This is a genomic window from Salinactinospora qingdaonensis (assembly GCF_039539445.1).
In the GTDB taxonomy this organism is placed as follows: Bacteria; Actinomycetota; Actinomycetes; order Streptosporangiales; family Streptosporangiaceae; genus Salinactinospora; species Salinactinospora qingdaonensis.
The window spans coordinates 1-21,970 of the sequence record NZ_BAABDD010000030.1 but is presented as its reverse complement, the minus strand read 5'-3'; the positions used below and the strand labels follow the sequence as shown (position 1 = coordinate 21,970).

Annotated in this window: 21 protein-coding genes; 8 read left to right on the top strand and 13 right to left on the bottom strand. The window is 69.6% G+C overall.

Features of this window, described 5'->3' with window-relative positions; all coding sequences use genetic code 11:
* Positions 1-149 precede the first annotated feature (149 nt).
* The 6 genes from ABD848_RS20940 to ABD848_RS20915 all read left to right on the top strand — a co-directional run bounded on the left by ABD848_RS20940 (position 150) and on the right by ABD848_RS20915 (position 4,918).
* Positions 150-983 (top strand): alpha/beta fold hydrolase, encoded by an 834-nt coding sequence (locus ABD848_RS20940; RefSeq protein ID WP_344975400.1) that lies wholly within the window; start codon positions 150-152, stop codon positions 981-983.
* A 161-nt stretch (positions 984-1,144) separates the two neighbouring features.
* A complete protein-coding gene (locus ABD848_RS20935) occupies positions 1,145-1,414 on the top strand; it encodes a metal-sensitive transcriptional regulator (RefSeq protein WP_344975487.1) in 270 nt (89 codons plus the stop codon).
* 55 nt (positions 1,415-1,469) lie between these two features.
* Complete coding sequence (locus tag ABD848_RS20930; RefSeq protein WP_344975398.1) at positions 1,470-1,799, top strand: rhodanese-like domain-containing protein; 330 nt, start codon at positions 1,470-1,472, stop codon at positions 1,797-1,799.
* Between the two features lie 28 nt (positions 1,800-1,827).
* Positions 1,828-3,222, top strand: coding sequence for an MBL fold metallo-hydrolase (locus tag ABD848_RS20925; protein WP_344975395.1), 1,395 nt, complete (start codon positions 1,828-1,830; stop codon positions 3,220-3,222).
* Between the two features lie 272 nt (positions 3,223-3,494).
* A complete protein-coding gene (locus ABD848_RS20920; protein ID WP_344975391.1) occupies positions 3,495-4,088 on the top strand; it encodes a rhodanese-like domain-containing protein in 594 nt (197 codons plus the stop codon).
* Positions 4,089-4,129: 41 nt separating this feature from the next.
* Entirely contained in the window at positions 4,130-4,918 is a 789-nt protein-coding gene (locus ABD848_RS20915; protein ID WP_344975388.1) for a sulfite exporter TauE/SafE family protein, read from the top strand.
* Between the two features lie 214 nt (positions 4,919-5,132).
* On the opposite strand, the gene ABD848_RS20910 is transcribed toward ABD848_RS20915, so the two are convergent.
* The 6 genes from ABD848_RS20910 to ABD848_RS20885 form a co-directional block, all read right to left on the bottom strand.
* Positions 5,133-5,909 carry an energy-coupling factor ABC transporter ATP-binding protein gene (locus tag ABD848_RS20910; protein ID WP_344975385.1) on the bottom strand — a complete coding sequence of 259 codons (777 nt, stop codon included), beginning with the start codon at positions 5,907-5,909 and terminating at the stop codon, positions 5,133-5,135.
* 13 nt (positions 5,910-5,922) lie between these two features.
* Entirely contained in the window at positions 5,923-6,690 is a 768-nt protein-coding gene (gene cbiQ / locus ABD848_RS20905; RefSeq protein WP_344975382.1) for a cobalt ECF transporter T component CbiQ, read from the bottom strand.
* Positions 6,687-7,040 (bottom strand): PDGLE domain-containing protein, encoded by a 354-nt coding sequence (locus tag ABD848_RS20900; protein ID WP_344975379.1) that lies wholly within the window; start codon positions 7,038-7,040, stop codon positions 6,687-6,689. The genes cbiQ and ABD848_RS20900 overlap by 4 nt, the downstream gene beginning before the upstream one ends.
* A 3-nt stretch (positions 7,041-7,043) precedes the next feature.
* Entirely contained in the window at positions 7,044-7,736 is a 693-nt protein-coding gene (locus ABD848_RS20895) for an energy-coupling factor ABC transporter permease (protein WP_344975376.1), read from the bottom strand.
* Between the two features lie 158 nt (positions 7,737-7,894).
* Entirely contained in the window at positions 7,895-8,128 is a 234-nt protein-coding gene (locus ABD848_RS20890; RefSeq protein ID WP_344975373.1) for a hypothetical protein, read from the bottom strand.
* Positions 8,129-8,189: 61 nt separating this feature from the next.
* Positions 8,190-8,936: a hypothetical protein gene (locus tag ABD848_RS20885; protein WP_344975370.1), complete on the bottom strand. Its 747-nt coding sequence runs from the start codon at positions 8,934-8,936 to the stop codon at positions 8,190-8,192.
* Positions 8,937-9,316: 380 nt separating this feature from the next.
* On the opposite strand from ABD848_RS20885, the gene ABD848_RS20880 reads away from it, so the two are divergent.
* Positions 9,317-10,081: an alpha/beta fold hydrolase gene (locus ABD848_RS20880; protein ID WP_344975367.1), complete on the top strand. Its 765-nt coding sequence runs from the start codon at positions 9,317-9,319 to the stop codon at positions 10,079-10,081.
* Between the two features lie 123 nt (positions 10,082-10,204).
* Here the strand turns inward: ABD848_RS20880 and ABD848_RS20875 are convergent, their stop codons facing one another.
* The 6 genes from ABD848_RS20875 to ABD848_RS20850 form a co-directional block, all read right to left on the bottom strand.
* The gene (locus ABD848_RS20875; RefSeq protein ID WP_344975365.1) at positions 10,205-10,834 is read right to left on the bottom strand and encodes a methyltransferase family protein; all 630 of its coding nucleotides are present in this window, start codon (positions 10,832-10,834) and stop codon (positions 10,205-10,207) included.
* Between the two features lie 272 nt (positions 10,835-11,106).
* The gene (locus ABD848_RS20870; protein WP_344975362.1) at positions 11,107-11,946 is read right to left on the bottom strand and encodes a hypothetical protein; all 840 of its coding nucleotides are present in this window, start codon (positions 11,944-11,946) and stop codon (positions 11,107-11,109) included.
* Positions 11,947-16,017 (bottom strand): AAA domain-containing protein, encoded by a 4,071-nt coding sequence (locus tag ABD848_RS20865; RefSeq protein WP_344975359.1) that lies wholly within the window; start codon positions 16,015-16,017, stop codon positions 11,947-11,949.
* Between the two features lie 428 nt (positions 16,018-16,445).
* On the bottom strand, positions 16,446-17,657 hold the full coding sequence (locus ABD848_RS20860; protein ID WP_344975358.1) for a globin domain-containing protein: 1,212 nt from the start codon (positions 17,655-17,657) through the stop codon (positions 16,446-16,448).
* Between the two features lie 126 nt (positions 17,658-17,783).
* Positions 17,784-18,233: an RrF2 family transcriptional regulator gene (locus ABD848_RS20855; RefSeq protein WP_344975355.1), complete on the bottom strand. Its 450-nt coding sequence runs from the start codon at positions 18,231-18,233 to the stop codon at positions 17,784-17,786.
* Positions 18,234-18,627: 394 nt separating this feature from the next.
* A complete protein-coding gene (locus ABD848_RS20850; RefSeq protein WP_344975352.1) occupies positions 18,628-19,233 on the bottom strand; it encodes a TetR/AcrR family transcriptional regulator in 606 nt (201 codons plus the stop codon).
* Positions 19,234-19,318: 85 nt separating this feature from the next.
* On the opposite strand from ABD848_RS20850, the gene ABD848_RS20845 reads away from it, so the two are divergent.
* The gene (locus tag ABD848_RS20845; protein ID WP_344975350.1) at positions 19,319-20,089 is read left to right on the top strand and encodes a DUF2306 domain-containing protein; all 771 of its coding nucleotides are present in this window, start codon (positions 19,319-19,321) and stop codon (positions 20,087-20,089) included.
* Positions 20,090-20,271: 182 nt separating this feature from the next.
* Here the strand turns inward: ABD848_RS20845 and ABD848_RS20840 are convergent, their stop codons facing one another.
* Positions 20,272-20,685: a CBS domain-containing protein gene (locus ABD848_RS20840; protein ID WP_344975347.1), complete on the bottom strand. Its 414-nt coding sequence runs from the start codon at positions 20,683-20,685 to the stop codon at positions 20,272-20,274.
* Positions 20,686-21,970 lie beyond the last annotated feature (1,285 nt).

Sequence of the window (21,970 nt, the reverse complement as noted above, 5' to 3'; positions counted from 1 at the left end):
CGCCTCCCGGCCCCGTGGCCGGGGCGTGCCACATCTCTCCCGCGCCGGTGCGCCTGTTGGTAGCCTGTGCCGCCGGTCACATCGGTGTCGCTGCGGCTCGCCCTTTTGGCGCCGTCCGCTCGGCGGCAAGCTCCGGCAAGGAGACTAAGGTGGACGTCAGTTCTTCAGCCGGTCGCAGCGGCTTCGCTCCAGTCGACAACGGTCGGCTTGCCTACGAGAGCGCGGGAGAGGGGCCGGCTCTGGTTCTGTTGCACGGCGGCCTGCTCGACGCCGGGATGTGGCACGAGCAGTTTGCGGCGTTGGCCGCGACCGGCCACTACACCCTCCGCTATGACGCGCGCGGCCACGGCGCGTCGTCGACGGTCACCGGCGACTGGTCCAACGTCGAGGACCTGCGCGCCCTGCTCGATCACCACGAGATCGTCCGCGCGCGGCTGGTCGGGTTGTCCCTGGGGGCGCGTACGGCCCTGGACTTCGCCCTCGCCTGTCCCGAGCGCGTCGAGGCGCTCGTGCTGGCCGCTCCCGGCATCAGCGGGCGCGCTTTCGCCGACCCGTTCGTGCTGGAACACACCCGCGCCCAGCAGGCGTCCCTGGGCCGGCCCGACGGTGCGCAGCGGTTCGTCGAGCACTTTCTGCGGATGTGGGTGGACGGCCCCCACCGCGAACCGAGCGAAGTCGACCCGGCGATGCGCGAGCGCCTCGGTGCCGTTGCCGCGCACAACGTCGCCAGGCATGCCAGTGGTCTCGGGGCGGGGACGCTGCGCGAGGTGGGGGCGGCGCAACGCCTCGCCGAGGTCGCAGCACCGCTGCTGACCCTGGTGGGCGATGTCGACAGCAGCGACATCATCGGCAACGTCGACGCGATCGTCGCCGCCCAGCCCGGCGCGCGCACGGGGGTGGTCCCCGGCGCCGCGCACATGGTCAACCTGGAAGCTCCCGAAACCTTCACGCGCGAGGTCGCCGCGTTCCTGCGTGCCCTGTGACACCGGTTACGGCGGTGCCGTGGAGCGAGGCCAAGGACGGTGTTCGATGCTCCCTGTCGCTCCCCTCCCGGCGACATGGGGTGATGCCTGTCACGCATCTCAAGGTGGCGGGAACACATACGGGGGGAGGTATGTTGGAACTCGCGAAAGGCGGTGACGGTATGGAGATGTCTCCGGCGTTGGTGGGCGATGCGCTCACCCGATTGCGCCGCGCTCAGGGCCAGTTGGCCGGTGTGGTGTCGATGATCGAGGAAGGCGAGGACTGCACGACGGTTCTCACCCAGCTTGCGGCGGTCTCACGTGCGTTGGACCGGGCGGGTTTCAAGATCGTCGCCAGTGGTATGCGCCACTGCCAGGAGGCGCGAGAGCGGGGGGAGGAGCCGCCGATGACCGAACAAGAGTTGGAGAAGCTCTTCCTCTCCCTGGCCTGACCGTTACGTGTGCGCAGCAAGCGCACACGTTTGACCATTAGATACCCCCGGGGGTGTGAAGTTGCAACGGGAGGACAGCATGACCGTGCGCGAGATCTCAGTGGAGGACGTGGCCATGGGTAGTGGTCCCCCGTTACTCGACGTGCGTTCACCCGCGGAGTACGCCCAAGGGCACGTGCCCGGCGCGCGCAACGTGCCGCTGGAACAGGTGCGGGCACAGCCCCACCGCTTCACCGACCAGCCGGTGCGCACCATCTGCGCCTCCGGCCGGCGCAGCTACACCGCTGCGCAGGCGATCTCCGCAGCCGGCGGTCAGGCCGAATCGGTCGCCGGCGGCACGCGGGCCTGGGTCGAGAGCGGCCGACCCGTCGAGCAGGGCCACTGACAACAACCGAGAGGAAGAGGTATCCACGATGACGTCTCACATCAATGTTCAGGTGATCGAGACCTCCTCGCTGGGGGACCGCAGCTACCTCGCCACCGACGGTACGGTCGCGCTCGTCGTCGACCCGCAGCGCGACGTCGACCGCGTCCTGGCGCTGGCCGGCAGCCTTGGCGTGCGCGTCACCCACGTGGTCGAGACCCACATCCACAACGACTACGTCTCCGGGGGGCTGGAGCTGTCCCGGCTGACCGGCGCCACCTACGGCGTCGCCGCCGCCGACGACGTGAACTTCGCCCACACCCCCATCTCCGATGGGGACGTCTGGGAGATCTCCCCGAACATGCGGCTACACGCCATCGCCACCCCCGGCCACACCTTCCACCACCTCTCCTATGCCCTGGACGGCCCCGAGGGCACCGAGGACGTGTTCACCGGCGGCTCCCTGCTGTTCGGCACCACCGGCCGCACCGACCTCCTCGGCCAGCAGCACGCCGAGACCCTGGCCCGCCACCAGCACGCTTCGGCGCGCCGGCTCGCCGACCTGCTGCCCGCCGGCACCCGGGTGTGGCCCACTCACGGCTTCGGCAGCTTCTGCTCGGCCGGCCAGGTCAGCGGCAAGGACTCCACGTTGGAACAACAGAGCCGCACCAACCCGGCCCTGCGCCTGGCCGAGGACGACTTCGTCACCGAGACCCTGGCCGGCCTGGACGCCTACCCCGCCTACTACGCCCACATGGGGGTCAAGAACCTCGCCGGCCCCGACCCGATCGACCTGCGCGCCCCCGAGACGGCCGAGCCGCAGCGGCTGCGCCAGCGCCTAGCCGAAGGGGAGTGGGTGGTCGACCTGCGCCACCGCAAGGCCTACTTCGACGCCCACCTGGCCGGCACCGTCAGCCTGGGCCTGGACGGGCCGATGACGACCTGGCTGGGGTGGATGATCGACTGGGGGGCTCCCCTGACGCTGCTGGGGGAGAGCCGTGACCAGGTCGCCCAGGCCCAGCGCGAGCTGGCGCGCATCGGCATCGACCGTTTCGCCGCCGCAGCCGCCGGCACCCCGGAGGAGTTGGCCGCCGCCCCCCAGCAGATTCGGGCCATGGCCAGCACCGATTTCACCGCGCTGGCCCAAGCCATGTCCGGCACCGTCCCCGAGGGGCTGCCGACTCCCGACGTCGTGCTGGACGTGCGCATGAACAACGAGTGGCGCGACTCCCACATCGTCGGCGCCGTGCACATCCCGCTGCCCGAACTGCCGCGACGCATCGGCGAGATCCCCGATGGGGCGGTGTGGGTGCACTGTGGCAGTGGCTACCGCGCCACCGCCGCCGCCTCGCTGCTCGACGCCGCCGACCGGTGCGCGATCGTCATCAACGACACGTTCGCCACCGCCGCCGACAAGGGGGTGCCCACCGTCACGCCCGAATAGCCTTCCACCACCCCACCTTCGTCCCGGAAGGGACACAGCGCCGCTGTGCCCACCCGCCCTCGGGCCCCCAACCTTGGGCGCTCGCCGCAGCGCAGCGGCGAGCCGTGCCCAAGACGGCCCGGCATCCAGGCGGCGGAGCCAGACCCGCTACCGGCGCGGGCCGGCTCCGCCCACCGGGCGGCACCACGAGGGCCACGAGGCGACCAGCCACATTCGGCTCTCCACGCTGCCCCATCCAGATCCCACACCCACACCACCTAAGGAACGATCGCATGAACCAGCCATCCTCCCCGCAGCCCCTCGACGTCGACCAGGTCAGCCGGCTCCGAGAGACCCACCCCAACATGCGGCTCATCGACGTGCGCTCGCCCGGCGAATTCGCCGGAGTCCACATCCCCGGCTCCTACAACGTGCCCCTGGACCTGCTGCGCGAGCACCGCAACGAACTGCGCGCCGCCCACGAGGACCCAGTGGTGCTGGTGTGTGCCTCGGGAGCGCGTGCCGACCAGGCGCAGCGTTTGGTCACCGCCGCCGGTCTGGAACAGGTCCACGTTCTGCGCGGCGGGCTGGCCGCCTGGCAGGACGCCGGCGCGCCCGTTACCCGCGGGCGTGGCCCCTGGGCGATGGAGCGCCAGGTGCGGCTGACCGCCGGCTCTCTCGTGCTGCTGGCGGTGGTGGCCAGCCTGCTCTTCGACCCCCTTAAGTGGGTCGCCGCCTTCGTGGGGGCGGGGCTGGTGTTCGCCGCTGTCACCAACACCTGCGGCATGGCCCGGCTGCTGGCGCTGCTGCCGTTCAATCGAAGCTGCGCCCCTGACGCTCCGGCCAGGATCGCCTCTCTCACCGAGCCCGCACCGGCCGCCCGCTGACCGGACGCTCCGACACCGGCCACGACACGCAGGGGGTAGCCATGGTCATGGCTGTACTGTTCGGCCTGCTCATCGGAGTGCTACTCGGCTTGCTGGGAGCAGGCGGCTCCATCCTGGCCGTGCCCGCCCTCGTCTTCGGGGTGGGGATGGCGATGTCGGAGGCGGTCCCGGCATCGCTGGTCGTGGTCGGCGCCTCGGCTGTGGCCGCGCTGTTGCCACGGCTGCGCTGCCGCGTGATCCGCTGGCCCGTCGCGCTGGTCTTTGGCACGGCGGGCCTGCCCGCGGCCTTCGCCGGTGCCGCACTGGGGCGGCTGGTACCCGAACGCTGGCTGCTGGGCGCGTTCGCGGTACTCATGACGGTTGTGGCGGTGCGTATGGTGCGCGACCGAGGCGGCCACGGCGGTGCGTGCCGTAGTAGCTCCGGCGGTGTCAACTGGCGGAGCTGCCTGCCCAAAGCCGTCGCCGCCGGGGCAGGGGTCGGCCTTCTCACCGGCATGTTCGGCGTCGGGGGCGGTTTCGTCATCGTCCCCGCGCTGACCCTGCTCCTCGGGTTGGCGCCCGCCGAGGCAGTGGCCACCTCGCTGGTCGTGGTGGTCATCAACGCCGTCTCTGGCCTGGCTGCCCACCTCGGCTCGGCCCCCGACCTGGACTACACTCGCATCGCCGTGTTCGCGGGTGCGGCCATGGTCGCCTCGCTGGCCGCCGGCCGAGTGGCCACCCGCATCCCCGCCGCGCCCCTGCGTATCGGTTTCGCCGTCACCGTGCTCACGGTGGCCGCGGGCATGGCCGTCGCGGTGACCACCGCCCCTCACCTGCTCGGCGCCGGCTGAGCCCACCCGCGGGCCCGCGCCCGCATCCGAACGTCACACCTAGGGCGGGGCTCACACGGCTAAGTACAGCTAGGTTGTTGTTTTTTGAAAAGGGCGGCGAGAGCGAGCGGGTGAGCGCCCCCGTAGGCTGCCGAGATCGGACAGCGGTCGAGGCACGAGCGAACGGAGAACACTGCCCACGGCCCCCACCTCCAGCCGTTCGAAAAACAACAACCTAGTGGGCGCGGAGCACGGCCGGATCGAGGCCGAAGGGCAGTTCCAGCCGGTTGGCGCGCATCAACGTCTCGTCACTGAGAATGTCGGCGGTGGCGCCATCGGCGGCGATCTCGCCGCCGCCCAGCAGCACCGACCGCGGGCATGTCTGTAGCGCGTACGGCAGATCGTGCGTGACAACCAGGGTGGTCACCGGCAGGGCAGCCAGTACCTCGGCCAGTTCACGGCGGCTCACCGGGTCCAGGTTGGAGGTCGGCTCGTCCAACACCAGGACCTCCGGCCGCATGGCGAGCACGGTCGCCAGCGCCACCCGGCGGCGCTGCCCGAAACTGAGATGGTGGGGGGCGCGGTCGGCGTGCTCGGCCATCGCCACCTGCTCCAGTGCCGCCGCCACGCGCTCGCGCAACGCAGCACCGCGCAGCCCGTGGTTGGCGGGGCCGAACGCCACATCCTCGCCGACGGTGGGCATGAACAGTTGATCGTCGGGGTCTTGGAACACGATGCCGACCCGGCGCCGGATCTCGTGCAGGTTCTCGCGCCTGACGTCGAGCCCCCCGAGGCGCACCCGCCCCGATGTCGCGGTCAGGACGCCGTTGAGGTGCAACGCCAGTGTGGTCTTGCCCGCACCGTTGGAGCCCAGCAGCGCCACCCGCTCTCCCTGCCCCACAGTGAGGGTGATTCCCGCCAGCGCCTCGTGGCCATCAGGGTAGACGTGGGTGAGGTCCTCGATGTGCAGCGCCGGCACGGCACCGGCCCCCGCCTCGCTCGTTTCCGTCACGCAGCCGCTCCCGTTAAAGCTGTAGCATCCAGCCGGCGGCCAGGACCGCCAGCGCCAAAGTCGGCAGGGTGGCCGTGGCCGCCCATGCGCGCGGTGTCGCCGGGACCGCGGTCGCCGGCATCGTCCCGCTGTAGCCGCGACTGAGCATCGCCACGTAGATCCGCTCGCCGCGCTCGTAGGTGCGGATGAACAGTGAGCCCGCCAGGGACGCCAGCGCCGGCAGGTGGCGCAGCGTCCGCGGCCGGAAGCCCCGCGACGCCATGGCCACCCGCATGTGCCCCATCTCCTCGGCCACGACCGCGATGTAGCGGATCATGAACGCCGCGATCAGCACCAAGATCCGGGGCAGGCGCAGCCGTTCCAGCCCGTCGAGCAGCTCGGCGACCCGCGTGGTGGCCGCCAACACGATCGAGGTCGCCACGCCCAGCGATCCTTTCACCAGCAAGGCAAAAGCGTCGAGCAGCCCGTTGACCACCAGCGAGACTCCCAGCACTTCCACCGTCTGCTCGCCGGTGGACAGGAAAGGCAACGCCAGGGCGAACACCACGAACGGGATCTCGATCAGCATCCGAGCCGCGACGAAGCCGGGCGGCACCCGGCCCACCGCGGCCACCCCGGCGAGCAGTCCCGCGTATACCGCGAAGGCCCAGAACTGTTCCCGGGGTGTCGCCACGACGATCAGCACGAAGCAGCAGGCCGCAGCCAGCTTGCACTGGGCCGGCAGCCGGTGCAGGGGGGTGTGCCCCTCGCGGTAGAGCAGGGGGCGGTGGCCCGCGCTCACTCGTCGCGGGCGGGAGCGCCGGAGCCCTCCGCGGTCGCCGCGCCGCCCGAGCCGCCGGTGCGGCGCCGCACCAGCAGGAACAGCCCGCCCGCGATGGCGAACGTGACCACCACGCCGGTGACGCCGGCGATCGCGCCCGACAGCCATGCCGGGCCCACGCCCGCCGTACCGTAGTCGGCCAGCGGGCTGTCACCCAAGGCGTGTTCTTGCTCGGAACTCATGAAGCCCAGGTCTTGGGCGACCCGGGTCAAACCGTCGGGGGCTGTGCTGGCGTAGTAGCTGACGCCGCCGGCGAGCACGAGCGTCACCAGCAGCCCCACGATAACGAAGGGGCGGATTCCTTCACGCATGGGTCAGCCTTCCGCAGTGAGAGGGGAGGAGGTACGGCGGGTGGAGGCGCGCAGATGGCGCGCGCCGTGGACAAGGTCGGGCCGGGCGGCGAGCACGGCGGCCAGCGTGGCGGCGGTGATCAGCCCTTCCCCCACGCCGATGGCGAGATGCACCCCGCCCATGGCGGCAGCCACCGTCGCCAGCGGCACACTCGTGGTCGCACCGATGGCGTACTCGGCGACGAACGCCAACGCCGCCAGCGGCACCGACACCCCGGCAGCGACCCCGCCGGCCACGATCACGACCGCTTTGTTCTTCGGCAGCAGGCGCACCAGCAGGACGAAGAGCCCGTATCCGGCGAAGGCGGTGATCAACCCCACGTTGAGCACGTTCACCCCGAGTGCGGTCAGCCCGCCGTCGGCGAACAGCAGCGCCTGCACGATCAGGACCACGGTCACCGCTAACGCGCCGACGTAGGGGCCGACCAGTAGCGCCGCGAGGGTTCCGCCCATCAGATGACCGCTCGTGCCCGCCCCGACCGGGAAGTTCAACATCTGGACCGCGAAGATGAACGCCGCGGCCAAACCCGCCATGGGCACGAGGCGCTCGTCCACCTCGCCGCGGGCCTTGCGCAGGCACACCGCCACTCCACCCGCCGCCACGACGCCGGCGCCGATCGAGACCGTGGCGTTGATGAACCCGTCGGGGACGTGCATCCGGCCCCTCCTCTCAGAGCATGCCTAATCGCCATTGGATTGCAACAGCAAAAGATACGCAATAGTCCGAAATGCCCATGCACCGCCCCCACCGAGAGGTCACCGTCGAGCGAGCAACCGCGCGGCTGGATCGGAGGCGTTCGCCTCCTCTGTGTCGCTCAGCGCTGGACCGGAGAAGCCGGTGAGCCTGTGAAATCCGCGATGAGATCCTCGAATCGCACGGGATTCCGCCAGAGGCGCTCGACCGGCTGCGCAGCGGCGACGATCAGGGCTTCATCGATATGCGAGCGAACTACCTCGCCGACCTTGAACGCGGGTTCATGGCCGAACTCGGTGCCGCGCACGCCGATGAACTCCTCGGGGAGGCCGATATCGACACCGAGTGAGTCCATCCGGCACCCGCCCTCGCCACGCTTACGGCCCTGCCGTTTCTGCCGGCCGGGACTCTCGCGATCAGACGGCGGGCACGAACGGCAGGATGGCGGCGCTGGCGAGGGCGGCCACGAGGGTGCAGGCGCCGACGATCGTGCACAGGTCCTTCATGCCCTTCTTGACGGCTCGCTTGGTGCGGGTGCGCAGGGAGGGGCGGGCCATCCTGGCGCGAAACGCCGCGTTGGCGTGGGCGGGCCAGTAGTCGCCCGGGCGCACGTTCCCGGCGGCGTTGGCGCGCAGCCAGGCGATCCGGTTCAGCGCGTCGCGGTCGACCGGGAAGTCCTCGCGGGTGGGCCGGCGTCCGGTCACCGATTCGGGCTCCAGCGGCCTCCGGGGACGTGGGAAAGGCAGCCGGGTCGGCTGCCGAGCGTGCCCCGCGGTGTCGCCGGGAGCCGGCGCGGGGGCAGGACAGGCAACGGGCTGTTCAGAAGAGGACGGGACGCCAGCGGGCAGCGGCGCCGAATCGTGGGCGCGGGCGGGCTCGGGCGCCGTGTCGGCGGCGGGTTCGGCGGTCTCGTCCACCGGTTGGGTGGTGGCCGGTTCGGCTGCGTGCGGCGCGGTGACCGTGGCCGCGGCGGGCCTGGGCATGCCATGGCCGGAGAGGATGTCGGGACGGACGGTGCCGAGTTTCCGGATGAGGCGAGCGAGTTCCGCGTTTTGAGCCGCGTCGGTCGCGCTGCACCGCTCTCGCGGCTCGGGCGCCGGCGACTCGCCACGCTCTATGTATTGGGTGATGTAATGATTGCTCTCCGTGTTTGCTGTCGACACAGCTATCCCTGTTTCCCCGTAGTCGAACGGTCCGCGGTCGAGCCCGTGCGGGCTCCGGGCCTCACGGCTGAGAACCCTCAGATCCCCATGAAAGCAAAGATCCGCCGTCTGTGAGCGCTCCATCGATCAATCCCTGTAAATGCAAGGGTGTAAGCAGCCGGCCGAATTCCGGCCCCGGCCCCCCTCACCGCCTCTACCCAGGGTTTTCACCAGTTTCCATGTCAGTCCTTGGGGTTTGCGGCCCACAGGGGAATCGTTGAGAGGACAGCTCCACAACCACCCCTGTCATACGCGGGGGAACGACTCCGGAACAGCCGCCCCCGGTGGCGGCGGCACTGGCGCCACTCTCGGGTCGTTTCGAAAGCAAAGGGACCACAGACATGCCGAGTTTCTCTTCCGCCGATGGGCTTACCCTCTCCTACCGACTCTGGGAGCAAGACTCCGACCTTCCCCTCGTTGTGCTGCACCACGGCTTCGCCGCCAGCGGGGAGGCGAACTGGGTGGCTCCCGGCGTCGTCGACGCGCTGCGCGACGCCGGCCGGCGGGTGGCCACGATCGACGCGCGGGGCCATGGCAACTCCGAGAAACCGCATGACCCCGCCTACTTCGGTGAGGAGAAGATGGCGACCGACGTGCTCACCCTGCTGGAACTGCTCGGTGAGTCCCGCGTCGACCTCGTCGGCTACTCGATGGGCGCTGTCGTCTCGCTGCTGGTGGCCGCGCGGGAACAGTGTGTACGCCGGTTGGCCGTCGGCGGTGTCGGCGCCGCCGTGGTCGAGTTGGGCGGGGTCGACAGTCGGGTGATCGGCGGCGCCAACCTGATCGCGGCGCTGCGTGCCGACGATCCCGCCTCGATCGACGATCCGCCGGCCGCCGAGTTCCGCGCCTTCGCCGACTTCACCGGTGCCGACCGGCTGGCCCTGGCGGCTCAGGCCGGCGCCATGCACCAAAAGCCCATCGAACTGGATCGCATCACCGCCCCCACGCTGCTGCTCGCCGGGGACGAGGACGTGTTCGCGGCACGTCCGGAGGTGCTGGCCGACGCGATCCCGGGGGCCAGGCTGTGTATGGTCTCCGGTGACCACCTGGGAGCGGTCCGTGCCCCCACGTTCACTGAGGAAATCATCTCGTTCCTTGCCAAGTGAGCAGCGCGTCTTGACCGTGGGCGCCCACGGCCGGCTGGGGGAGGCCAGATGTGGCCAGGTGGGCCCAGCCGGGGAGACGTTCGGCCGCGCCCGTGGGGGCGTGCGTGGCCGATGGTGTCGCGCTCATCCGCTCCGGCGCCCACCAGCGGGCGCCGGAGCGGTGAGCCGGCCAAGTCCGGGGACGAAGCGCCCGGTGACAGCGGCGTAGTCACGGTAGGTGCGGCCGTGGGCGGCGAGCAGGTGGGGCTCTTCTACCCCGCGCACCTGGAGTTGAACCGCGGCGATGGTGGCGGTGACGCCGAGGAGCGCGATCACGTTGGGTACGAGCAGCGCCAGCCCCAGGCTCACGGCCGCGCTCAGTGTGAACATCGGGTTGCGGGCCAGCCGGAACGGGCCACTGGTCACGAGGGCGGTGTGTTCGTCCGATTCGACGCCGATCCGCCACGAGTCGCGCATCGCCGCCTGGGTCAGGGGTGTGGCCACGATCGTGGCGGCGACGATGATCCCGCCCGCCACGGGGAGCGCGAGCGGGCCGGTGGGGGTGGGAAAGCCCAGCAGCGCCGCGACCGGGGCGGCGATCCCGGCCAGGAGCGCGACGGCGAACAGCAGCATCGCCGCCCGCTGTACGCCGCTGCGGCCTCCCGCCATGCGCACTCCGGTGTCGCCGGTGCGCCGGTACAGCCGCCACGTGTGCCACCCAAAGGTCACCGCCAACCACGCGGCGAAGCCTCCCAGCGCGATCCATCCCAGCACGGTCCACACCTCTCGATCTTTGAGTACAGCCTCTACTGTATCCAGTAGAGAGTGAATCATAGGCGGCCGGCCGCGACACCGTTCCTCGTAGTTGCTTTGACGGTGTGCCTCTTATACCTGCCCCGCTTCGTGGAACACGGACTATCCCTCACCGCAGGGACCCAAGGCCGGCGAGGGGCTAGATGCGCTCCTCGCCGACCTTTGGGTCCGTCGGCGCTACCTCTGCCTGGGGGCTGCGGAGCCTCGGACTTTCCCGCTTAGGGATATGGAGTTCACCTGAGCTGTTGTTCGAGGTCGTTGAGGATCGCATGCACCGGGGCCCAGCACAGGCCCACGCTGTCGGCGTCGAAGTCAGGCTGTTCCGCCAGCTCCTTACGGGGGTGGATGTAGTTGCGGAAGTCGCGAACGTGGTGGATGAACTTCGTCGCGTCGAGCTGAATCCAGCCTTTGGCGCGCACCGTGTCGATCAACAGCGCCAGGCTGGGCTGATCCGTATGGACGGGTTTGCCCTTGCCGCTGATGAACCGGTTGTTGCGCGCCTCGGCGTCATGCTCGATGAGCACGGCCAGCAGCAGCCCCTCCACCAGGCTACCGATGCCGATGATCGCCATCGTGTGCGCACCGATGTGCTCGCACAACTGGGTCTCGTTGGCCCTGCGCACCTGCATCTCCGCAGTGGCGTCGTCACTGATCAAAGCGCGCAGCCGCCGTTCCAGATCCGGCGGCGCCGAGTGGACTGGCGTGGCCCCGTCCGCGCCCACCTCGCCCAGCACGGGCCGCCCCTCAACGTAGCTGACAGCCAAGCCCTCGTGCTCCAACTTGGCGTTGACCACCTGTTGAAAGTCCTTGGCGCTGGCCATGCCGTCCTCATACTCCAATGGATCGCACACTCGGCACAGCAGCCGCTCAACGGCCCCTCGGTCGTCACGTCGCTCCTCCAAAAGCTCGGCCAGCCAGGGCACGCGCGGTGAGCCGTCGTACTCGGGTGCGTCCGGCCACGATGCGCTGCGCAGCAGTTCCGCGATCTGCCACCCTTTGCGTTCGTAGGGGCCCTCTATGTCGACGATCACCTTCGCGAGACGCTCCGTGGTCTTGGTGTCCAGGGGAAACATCTACCTCTCCTCTACGTCGGCACGGCGCTGCGCCTCCTGCACCGCGGCCTCCAGCCGTTCGACGATCCGGCGACCGCGCCGCTGGAACCCCAGCTCTTGAAGCGCCTCGCTCACCCGCTCCCGACGGTCGAGCAACAGTCCATCGCTGATCAGCCACGCACACAGCTCAACCAACTCCTCGTCGGTGTACTCGCTGGTCTTGAGGCCACTGGGTACCCGCGGGCGCGGTCCCCGCTCTCGACCGATCGACGTGGCCGGCTCCTCCTGCTCGTCCTCTGGGACGTGCTCGGTGCTGTCGCTCGCGGCGGGTTCTGCGGCCCGCTCCTGTTCCGCCGTGTGGGCCTGGGCGGCCTGATGCCATGCCTCGACGATGCGGCGGGTCTCAGCCTCAGGGTCGTCGAACCAGGCCGAGGCCCACACGCGGTGGAATCGCCAGCCCAGCCGGGTCAAGTGCTCCTGGCGGAGCCGGTCACGGTCGCGGGCGCTGGCCGAACGGTGGTAGGTGTCGCCGTCGGCCTCGACTGCGAGGACCATCCGCCCAGGCTCATCGGGGTGGGCCAGCGCGAAGTCGATCCGGTAGCCCGAGCAGCCCCACTGCGGGTACACCGCGATGCCCTGCGCCGACAGCCGATGCATGATGTCCTGCTCGAAACCGTTGAGTTCGGCGCCGGTCATCCGGTCCACGGCATCGGGTGACTTCTGCCGCTGCGCCGCTTCGAGGTAGCGCCGCAGCAGTTCGGTGCCGTTGACCTTCTCCGAAGGGGCCAACTCGCCGGGGGAGAACGAACTCACCACGGTTATCTGCCGTTTCGCCCGGGTCACCGCCACATTGAGCCGCCGCTCGCCCCCGGACTGGTTGAGCGGTCCGAACGAGGTACGTGAAACGGTGCCGTTGCTCTTCTTGGCCACTCCAACGCTCAGGATGATCGCGTCGCGCTCGTCGCCCTGCACGGTCTCGATGTTCTTCACGAAGAACCGTTTGGTGGGGCCGGCGTCCTCAGCGAAGAAACCGTCCAGGTCCCGCCGGTCCTGCCTGGCGTCACGGATCGCCTTCTCTACCCGGGCTCGGTGCTTGTCACCCAGTGTGATCACACCCAAGCTCTGCTCGGGGCGCTGCTCGGCGTGCTCTACCACCAATTCCACGACCCGGCGCACTTCCTCGGGGGCTGATCCGTCCTGGCCGGGGGAGGCGACCCCCTCCACCACCTCCAGCCGTACCGGGCTCGCCCGGGTCGCTCCCGGGAAGGTCACCAGGTCGTCGTCGTAGAACTCCCGGTTCGAGAAAGCGATCAGCCGCTCGTCCTGGCTGCGGTAGTGCCACCGCAGCCGCAGCCGGTGTGGGAGGAAGGCGCGGGTGGAGGTCAGGATCGACTCGAAGTCGGCCAGGTCCGCCTGTTCGTCGTCCTCGCCCTCGTCCTCGGCGAGCATCCGGTCGAACCACGTCGAGGGCGGTAGTTGCTTCTCGTCGCCGGCGACGACGAGACGCTGGCCGCGCATGATGGAGGTGATGGCGTCGTGGGGCTGGATCTGGCTCGCCTCGTCGAAGACGACCAGGTCGAACAGCTGCTCCTGGGGGAGGGTCTGGCTTACCACGAGGGGCGACATCGCCCAGCACGGGTGCAGCGAGAGCAGCACGTCGGGCGCCTTCTCTACGAGTTTGCGCGGCGGCAGGTGGCGGGACTTCTTGGACGCCTCGGTGCGGACCAGGTCCGTCTGCTCGGGGTGCTCGTCGCGGACCTGCCGTGCCCGCTCGGCTACCGCTCGCCGTACCCGGCGTGCGGCCAACCGGCGGTGGTCGACGTCGGTTTCGCGAAACTCCGCGGCGATCCGGCTGTGCTGTCCGGCTGTGAACTCGCCGATGATCCTGCTGCGCAGCCGAAACTCCTCGTCGAGGCCGCGAAGCCAGGCATGGCGCAGCATCAGCCGTGCCTGCTCGGGGGAGGCGTCGCGTTCGGCGATCTCGGCCAGCAGTGTTTCCAGGCCCAACGACGACAACCGGCTGCGCGTCTCGTTGAGCCTGGGAAGGAGGGGCAGCATGCTTTTTTCGCGTTGCAGTTCCTCAAGATCGGCCTTGACATCGTCGGTGGGGCGGTGCTCCGGTGCGTCGAGTCGGGCGCAGGCGGCTACGGCTGCGAGCTGGTGCCGCAGCTCCTGGTAGTCACGCATGGCCTCGTCGAGCCCGCTGACCTTCGATGGCTGCGCCTGCGGCCCGCCCAATTCCCGCCAGTGTTCGCGCTGCTCCACAGCCTTGCGCAGCGCGGCGTGCAGCGCCGGTTTCTTCGTGAGGCCCGCTCGGCTCAATTGCCGTGCCCGCTTGACCAGGGCGCGGCGCTGTCGCCACGTGAGGGGGGACGGGGCCTGGGCGCGGACGGCCCGTGGTGCGGTGGCGTAGTACAGCCCGTCCAGCTCGTGGGAGAAGATCTCAGGGCCGAACGCCGCCACGCTTTCGGCCACGCTGTCGAGCAGTTTCAGCGCCTTCTCCCAGCCCGCGAGGTCGTTGGGCACGGCCAGGCCGGCCTGGGTGAGAAGTCGGTGGACGCTGTCGTTGCTGCGGCGCAGGGTCGTCGCGGTGACCTCGTCGAGTTTAGCCAGCACCCGCCTGGCGTCCTCGGTGTCGCACACCTGGGCCTGCCACCACGGTGACTCCCGGCGCACCAGGCGCAGCCCGCCGAGTTCGACGAACTCGCGCAGCTCCTCCTCCACCTGCACGATCCGGTCGCCGTTGAGGTCGTGTAGCTGCCGGCCGCGCAGGGAGCATCTGCCGGCGTGCTCGTCGCCGATGCGCAGCAGTTCTTCCCGCACCTGGTATGGGCTGTAACCCCAGGGGTCCTGCGGGGTATGCAGTTCCCGAGAGTGGGAGAGGAGCCGTTCCCGCCGGTCGATGAGCTTGCGGTGGGTCTCGGCGACCTCGACCGGCCTCTCGTTAGCGGAGCGGGCGAGGCTTGTGGAGAGCTGCTCAGCCAGTCGGCGCTTGCCGTTACTGACCTGGTGCAGGTCCAGCACCAGGCCCTGGAGTTCCACCTCTGCGAGCCGGTCGGTGACCGCCTCGATGGCCGCCCGTTTCTCCGCCACGAACAGCACGCGCAGACCTCGTGCGGCGGCTCCAGCGATCAGGTTCGCGATGGTCTGGCTCTTACCGGTGCCGGGCGGCCCCTCGATCAGCACGTGGTGACCGGCCAGAGCAGTCTCGATCGCCTTGTGCTGGGAGGAGTCGGCGTCTTGTACGAGGTGTTCGTTCTTGGGCGCGAGCCGGTCGATCTCTGGCGGGGCATAGCCCGCCGCGGCCTCGCGTGTGGTTGCCATGGCGGGTTCGTCTCCGGCCAGCGCGGCCACCAAGTCGTGGGCGGCGAGCTGCTCGCCTGCCGTCTGGAGGTCCTCCACCATGGGCAGTTTCTGGTAGCTGAACAGGCCCAGGACGATCGACTTCTCCAGTTCCAGCCGTACGCCTTGGCGCTGGGCTGCGGCCTCCAGTTCGGCGAACACGGTCTGGAGCTGCTCCTCGGGGGCCGCCAGCTCGCCCAGCCGAGCGTCCAGCTTGCCGGCGAATTCGGCGACCTCCAGTTCCACGCCGTGCTCTTGGCGCAGCGCGTAAAGCAGTGCCTGGTTGACCTGAGGGTCGTCGGCCACCCCCAGTTTGAAGTCGCTCTCGGTGGTGGTCTGCGCTTCGATGCTCAGGGAACGCAGTACCAGAGGTGCCCGCAGCCGCAGCGGGGCCTTCGCCCCGCGCTTGGTGTCGTCAGGAGTGCAGACGAGGCCGTGAGCCAGCCGGCCGACACCGACCCCCTGTTCCTCGCGGAACTCTCGAATCCTTCGGCGCAGGTTCCGAGCGCGGTTGACGGCGTCGCTGTGGCTTTTCGCATCGGGGAACAGTTTCTTCAGCCCGGTTTTGGTGCCCCCCAACAGTTGATCCAGCGTGGCCTCGTCGCAGTGTGTCAGCTCCAGGCTTGCGGTCTTCGGATTCTTGAAATTCAGCAGTCCATTGCGGTGATCGAGGGTGATGAGTCGCTTCGCCCAGTCATCGGCTTTGCGGCGCACCAGCTCGGCCCGCTGTTGGTCGATGTTGCCAACCATCGGCCGGTTCCTCCGACAGAACAGTTCGGTTCACCTGAGGTATGTCAGCGCTCCTCAGGGCCCACCGTTCTGTGGTGAGCCTTAAATAGTCTCGAATCTTCCGGCCGTTATCAACCAGATAAGCTTATTAGCTACTGATGCAATTGCATTGAATGCGACATTTGTCACTTATTTCACTGATTTTTGTGGTGAAAATTTCTCATGTTCTCTTTGGGGGAGAGCTCTTGGGTCTCTTGCGTGCTTTCTTTTCCCAGTTCAGGGGGCTGCTCTGGGATTCGCCCGCGAGGTGGAAGTACGCGGAGCAGGTAGGGGCGAGTGGCACCTGCCACATTCGCGGAAAGCGGCACTGCCGCCGGGAGGGGGGAGCGAACGAAAAGCCCGGCCAGTCATGGCCGGGCTTTTCTGGAGCGCACGTGCACGAGTCGGGGTCAGTCTGCGCCGAGCCAGAGGTCGGGGCCGAAGACCTCGTAGTGCACGGCGCGGGCGGGCACGCCGGCGGCGAGGAGTTGGCTACGCACGTCGCGCATGAAGGGCAGCGGGCCGCACAGGTAGACCTCGGCGTCGGTGGGGAGGTCGACGCCGTCGAGACGCATCCGACCGGGGAGGCTGTCGCCGTCGCCGCCCTCCTCGTACCAGAAGATCCGCTCGGCGTTGTCCATCGCGCCAATCAGCTCCTCGGTCTCGCGGCGTAGCGCGTGGGTGGCGGGGGAGCGGTCGGCGTGCAGCAGCAGCACGCGCCGCTGCGGCTGGTGGGCGGCCAGGAAGTGCAGCATCGCCGAGATGGGGGTGCAGCCGATCCCGGCGCAGGCCAGCACCACGGGCGCGGTGCCCTCCTCCAGGTGCACGTCGCCGAAGGGCGCCGACAGCCGCAGCGCGTCACCCACCTCCACCGTGTCGTGGAGCAGGCTCGATACCTCGCCGGGGGGAGTCGCACCGTGGCCCGCCTCATCCGCTCCACCCGCTTCGCGCTTGACGGTGATGCGGCGCAGGTCCGAGCCCACCCCCGCCGACAGCGAGTACTGGCGCTGCTGTTCCAGGCCGTCGGGCATGCGCACGCGCACGCTGACGTACTGGCCGGGGCGCGCCGGCGGCACCGGTTCGGCCCCGGTGGGGCGCAGCGTGAACGACACCACGTCTGAGGTCTCCGTCACACGCTGCACGACCGTCCACGTGCGCCAGGTGTCCCCGGATGCCGCGCCCGCCTCGGCGTACAGCCGCGCCTCGCGCGCGATGAGCGCACCGGCCATCAGCCAGTAGACCTCGTCCCAGGCCGCCGCGACCTCCGGGGTGAGCGCTTCCCCCAACACGTCGGCGATGGCGGCGAACAGGTACTTGTGCACGATGACGTACTGGTCCTCGGTGACGCCCACGGCGGCGTGCTTGTGGGCGATGCGCGCGAGTAGCGCGTCGGGGCGCTCGTCGGGGGAATCCACGAGGGCGGCGGCGAAGCCGGCGATCGATCCGGCCAGCGCGCGGCGCTGCTGCCCGTTGGCTTGGTTGCCTCGGTTGAACAGCCCGTCGAGCAGTTCTGGGCGCTCGGCGAACATCGTGTCGTAGAAGCGCGCCGTGATCGCGTCGAGCGCGGCGCCAACAGTGGGCAGGGTGGCGCGCACGAGCGTGGCGGACTCCGTGGACAGCATGCGACCTCCTGGTCGTCCTCGACAGAAAACGGGGGGCGACTCCTTTAATTGGAATCTGAAATGAATATTAGAGTCGTGAGCCACGCCACTCGCGTGGGGGGTACGGTTCGCGGGGGAGTCAGCCGCTCACGAGGTTGCTTCGGCGGTGGGCGGCCGGAGCGCCGACAGCAGTGGGCCAGTGGGGCTGGCCACGAGGGACTCCACCGTCACCGGGTCGAGTGAGGCGAAGAACGCCTCCTGAGCCTGGTGCAGCGCCCGCCGCAGTTGGCAGCCGGCGCGCAGTGGACACGGCGGGGAATCCTCGCAGCCCACAACATCCCCGCTGCCCTCCAAGGTCCGCACGATGTGACCGACCGAGGCCCGCCGGCCGGTCTCGGTGAGCCGTAGCCCGCCGCCCCTGCCGCGCCTCGCCTCCACCAGGCCCATCTCGCTCAGCCTCGCCACCGCTTTGGCCGCGTGCGTGTAGGGGACGGCGACCATCCCCGCCACGTCGCGCGTGGTCAGCTTCTCGCCCTCGGCGACGGCCAGACGCATAACGATCCGCAGCGAGAGATCGGTGAAAGCGGTCAGTCGCATAGCTCCACCGTAGGGCGGCCAAACATCGGAACGCGGAGCTGCCCCGACACAGCAGGCCCCCGGCGCCGCCGTGAGCGCCCGGGCGCGCGGTTCGGGGAGCTGCGGCGCGGGGGCGCCGCGTGGCGGGCACCGGCGACCAGCGGTGCCGGTTCCTCGCGTGCTTCCAACGGGCTGGACACCATCCTCGTCTGGCCGGGAGCAACCGGCCCTGGTGATTCGCGGGCCACCTCGCTCGGCGGGGCGACCCCTAGCCACCGTGGTGGCCGGGGGACAGGGGCCGGTCACGGATGGCGCACGACGGTAGGCGCGGTCAGGGACAGCCAGAGCCAGCCGACCGGCCCGACCACGACCCGGTTACCTTAGCCCACTGCCGTCCCCTGCGCATCGCCCAGGCTCAGCGGCCGTCGCGATCGCGCAGAAAGGTGGCCAGGGTCTCGCTGGCCAGCCGTTCCGGGGTGTCGTCCATCCCCACGCGCACGAACCCGCCGCTCAGGTGCAGCGTGGCCAGGCCGTGCACGGTGGCCCAGATGGAGCGCGAGAGCATCCGCGCCGAGGCCTCCGAGCGCAGGTCGCCGCTGTGTTGGGCCACTGTCACCGCCTCCACCAGCGACTGGAACGCCGCCGGGTCGAAGGAGTGTTCTCGTGCCGCTCGGCCGCGGAACATGATGCTGAAGACACTGGCGTTGTCGGCGGCGAACCGGACGTAGGCCGCGCCCATGCGCAGGATGCGTTCCGCCGGGTCGTCCGTGGTCCGCGATGCCGCGTCCAAGGCCACGCGCAGTTCCTCGTAGGCTTCCTCGGCCACCGCGAGCAACAGTGCCTCGCGGTCTTCGAAATGCCGGTAGGGCGCCGCCGTGCTCACGCCGATTCGGCGCGCCAGCTCGTTGAGGCTGAAGCCCGCGTCGCCGCGCTCGATCAGGAGCTCGCGGGCGCTGTCGACCAGGGTCTGCCGTAGTGCGCCGTGGTGGTACGAGGTGCGGCTGCCGGTATCTGGCGACATCTTGGACACAGCTCCATCATGCCCTATGTTAGAAACCATCACATTGTAAATGGCTCATACATCAGTATCTATTGAGGAGATTGGCATGTCCGCCGCGCCCCCCGCCACCCCACCATCGGTCACGCTGACCTCGGCTGACCGCCCTGCCGTCCGCTCCCGCTTCGGCTGGACCCTGGTCACCCTCACCTCGCTGTTCGTCGTCGCCTACGCGCTCTACACCTACGCCCAAGGCACCCTGGAACAGTTGGCCCAAGGCGGCGTGGGACTGGCCTCGACCTATGCCACCGCCCCGCTCGTTATCCAGGCCGCCTTCTACGTCCACGTCGTCACCGCCTCAGTGGCGCTGCTGCTGGGCCCCTGGCAGTTCTCCGCCCTGCTGCGGCGGCGCTTCCGCGCGGCCCACCGTGCCAGCGGTCGCGTCTACCTGGTCATGATCGCGGTGTCCGGTGTCGCGGCCCTGGTCATGGCGCCGTTCAACTTCGCGGGCATGGTGGGTTTCTTCGGCTTCGGCGGCCTGGCTGTGCTGTGGCTGATCACCGCACTGCGGGCCTACCGTGCTGTCCGCGCCCGAGACTTCGCCAGCCACCAGGCGTGGATGATCCGTAACTACGCCTTCACCTACGCTGCCCCCATGCTGCGGATGTGGTTGGGTGTGCTGATCCTGGTCCAGGTGCCTTTCGCCGCTCCCAGCGCCGACCCGCAGGCCATGTTCGAGAACGCCTACTACGCCGTCCCGTTCCTGTGCTGGGTCCCCAACATGTTCGTCGCCGAGTGGCTGATCCGCCGCCGCGGCCTGCCCGCCTTCCAACTGCCCGCCACCGGCTCGCAGCAGGGCAACCCCGTGGCGACCTCCTGACCGGCTACGCCGATGCGCCCAATCCGCTTACCGCCGCCCCAGCCACCGTCGTGCTGCCGTGTTCCCGCGGCGCACGCTCCCTTGCTGCGCGCATGGCGGTCCGCCCCGGCGGTCGGGTGTCGTCTCGCCCTCGCGGCACCAGGCCCCACCCCCACGTCCCCCGTGGGGCCGAGAAAGATGTCCTAGCTTTCGGCCGCGGCGGTGAGCACGTCGAGAACGTCGCGCAGCGACACGATCCCCACCAGCTCCCCCTCGTGGCTCACAGGGATGTGCCGCACTTCGGCTCCGCGCATGAGCCGGGCGACGTGGAGCACACTGTCCTCGGGATCGGCCCAGAGAGTGTGGGTACCGATCATGTCGGCCGCCCACACCTCGTCGGGATCGCCACCCTCGGCTAGGGCATCGACCACGTCACGCTCCGAGATGATCCCCGTGGGAGCCTCCTCCTCGATGACCACGAGCGCGCCGATCCGATGGTGTGTCATGGCTGCGGCGACACTGCGCAGCGGATCGCCGCCGTCGACAGTGAAGATCGAGGTCGTCATGATGGCGTGAACGGGATGTGCGGCGGTGATCTCGCTCTGCTGCGTCTTCACGGGCTCCTCCCTGGAGTTGCTGGGCGACCGGCCCAAGACATGCCGGCGGGGCACGCTCCCTCCGGGCCGCTGCGCACCGGTTCGATTAGCCGGTTCCTCCCGGCTGAGGGCCGGCAGGCTCCTCCTCCCAGACTGGCCGGTCCAAGCGGCGGCTCCCAGAGCCGATCGACCCACGTGAGGGGGACGTTGGCACTGCCCGCCCGCGCAGCGGCACCCCAAGCCCCGCGCACGCGGGGATGGACCGGGTGTGAAGTTGTTTCTGCCATGTCTGGGTGTGTGAGCCCCGAGCACGCGGGGATGGACCTTCGGGCTCGCCCCAGGGACACGGCACCGCGACGTGCTCCCCGCGCGAGGGGTGGTTGTGTTCGGCGGGGTGGGAGAGTGCGTCGTCCGCTCGTGCCTCGATCGCTGCGCGATCTCAGCAGCCTGAAGGAGGCGCGGTGGTTGAGGTGACATGAGAAGTGTGGGGGCACGGTGGCTGGGGTGACACGAGAAGTGTGAGTGTGGGGGCGCGGTAGTTGAGGCGCCCTGAAGGGGGCGCGGTGGTTGAGGTGACATGAGAAGTGTGGGGGCACGGTGGCTGGGGTGACACGAGAAGTGTGGGGGCGCGGTAGTTGAGGCACCCTGAAGGGGGGCGGTGGTTGAGGTGGCGCGAGACGATACGGGCACCCCGGAGTCGAAGGGGCATGAAACGAGGCCGGTGGCCGCCCGGGCGAAGGAACACTGCGCTAGGTCGACACACAACAAGCAGGCGACAACCTCCCCGGATACGGGGCCCGGTGAGCACACCCGCCCAAGGGCAGGCGGCGCCATGACCGCGCCATGGCCCACCCGGTGGCCAAGGCGCGAGCACACCCGCCCAAGGGCAGGCGGCACCCCCGAAAAGTGGCAGGCGAGCCCCTCGGCATGCCCCCCTGCGCCCGACACTCCGAGAAGCGACACCAAGCTAGGCCCCAGGCACAACCCCTGCGGCAGATACCCCGAAGGACGACGCAAGGCTAAGGCACCCACCCCAGGCACACCCCACCCTTAGCAGGGGGGCGGATTCCTGTGGGGACGTGGCGCTAGGGCACCCGCCCTAGGCGCAGCTTGCCCTTAGCAGGGGGGCGGATTCCTGTGGGGACGTGGCGCTAGGGCACCCGCCCTAGGCGCAGCTTGCCCTTAGCAGGGGGGCGGATTCCTGTGGGGACGTGGCGCTAGGGCACCCGCCCTAGGCGCAGCTTGCCCTTAGCAGGGGGGCGGATTCCTGTGGGGACGTGGCGCTAGGGCACCCGCCCTAGGCGCA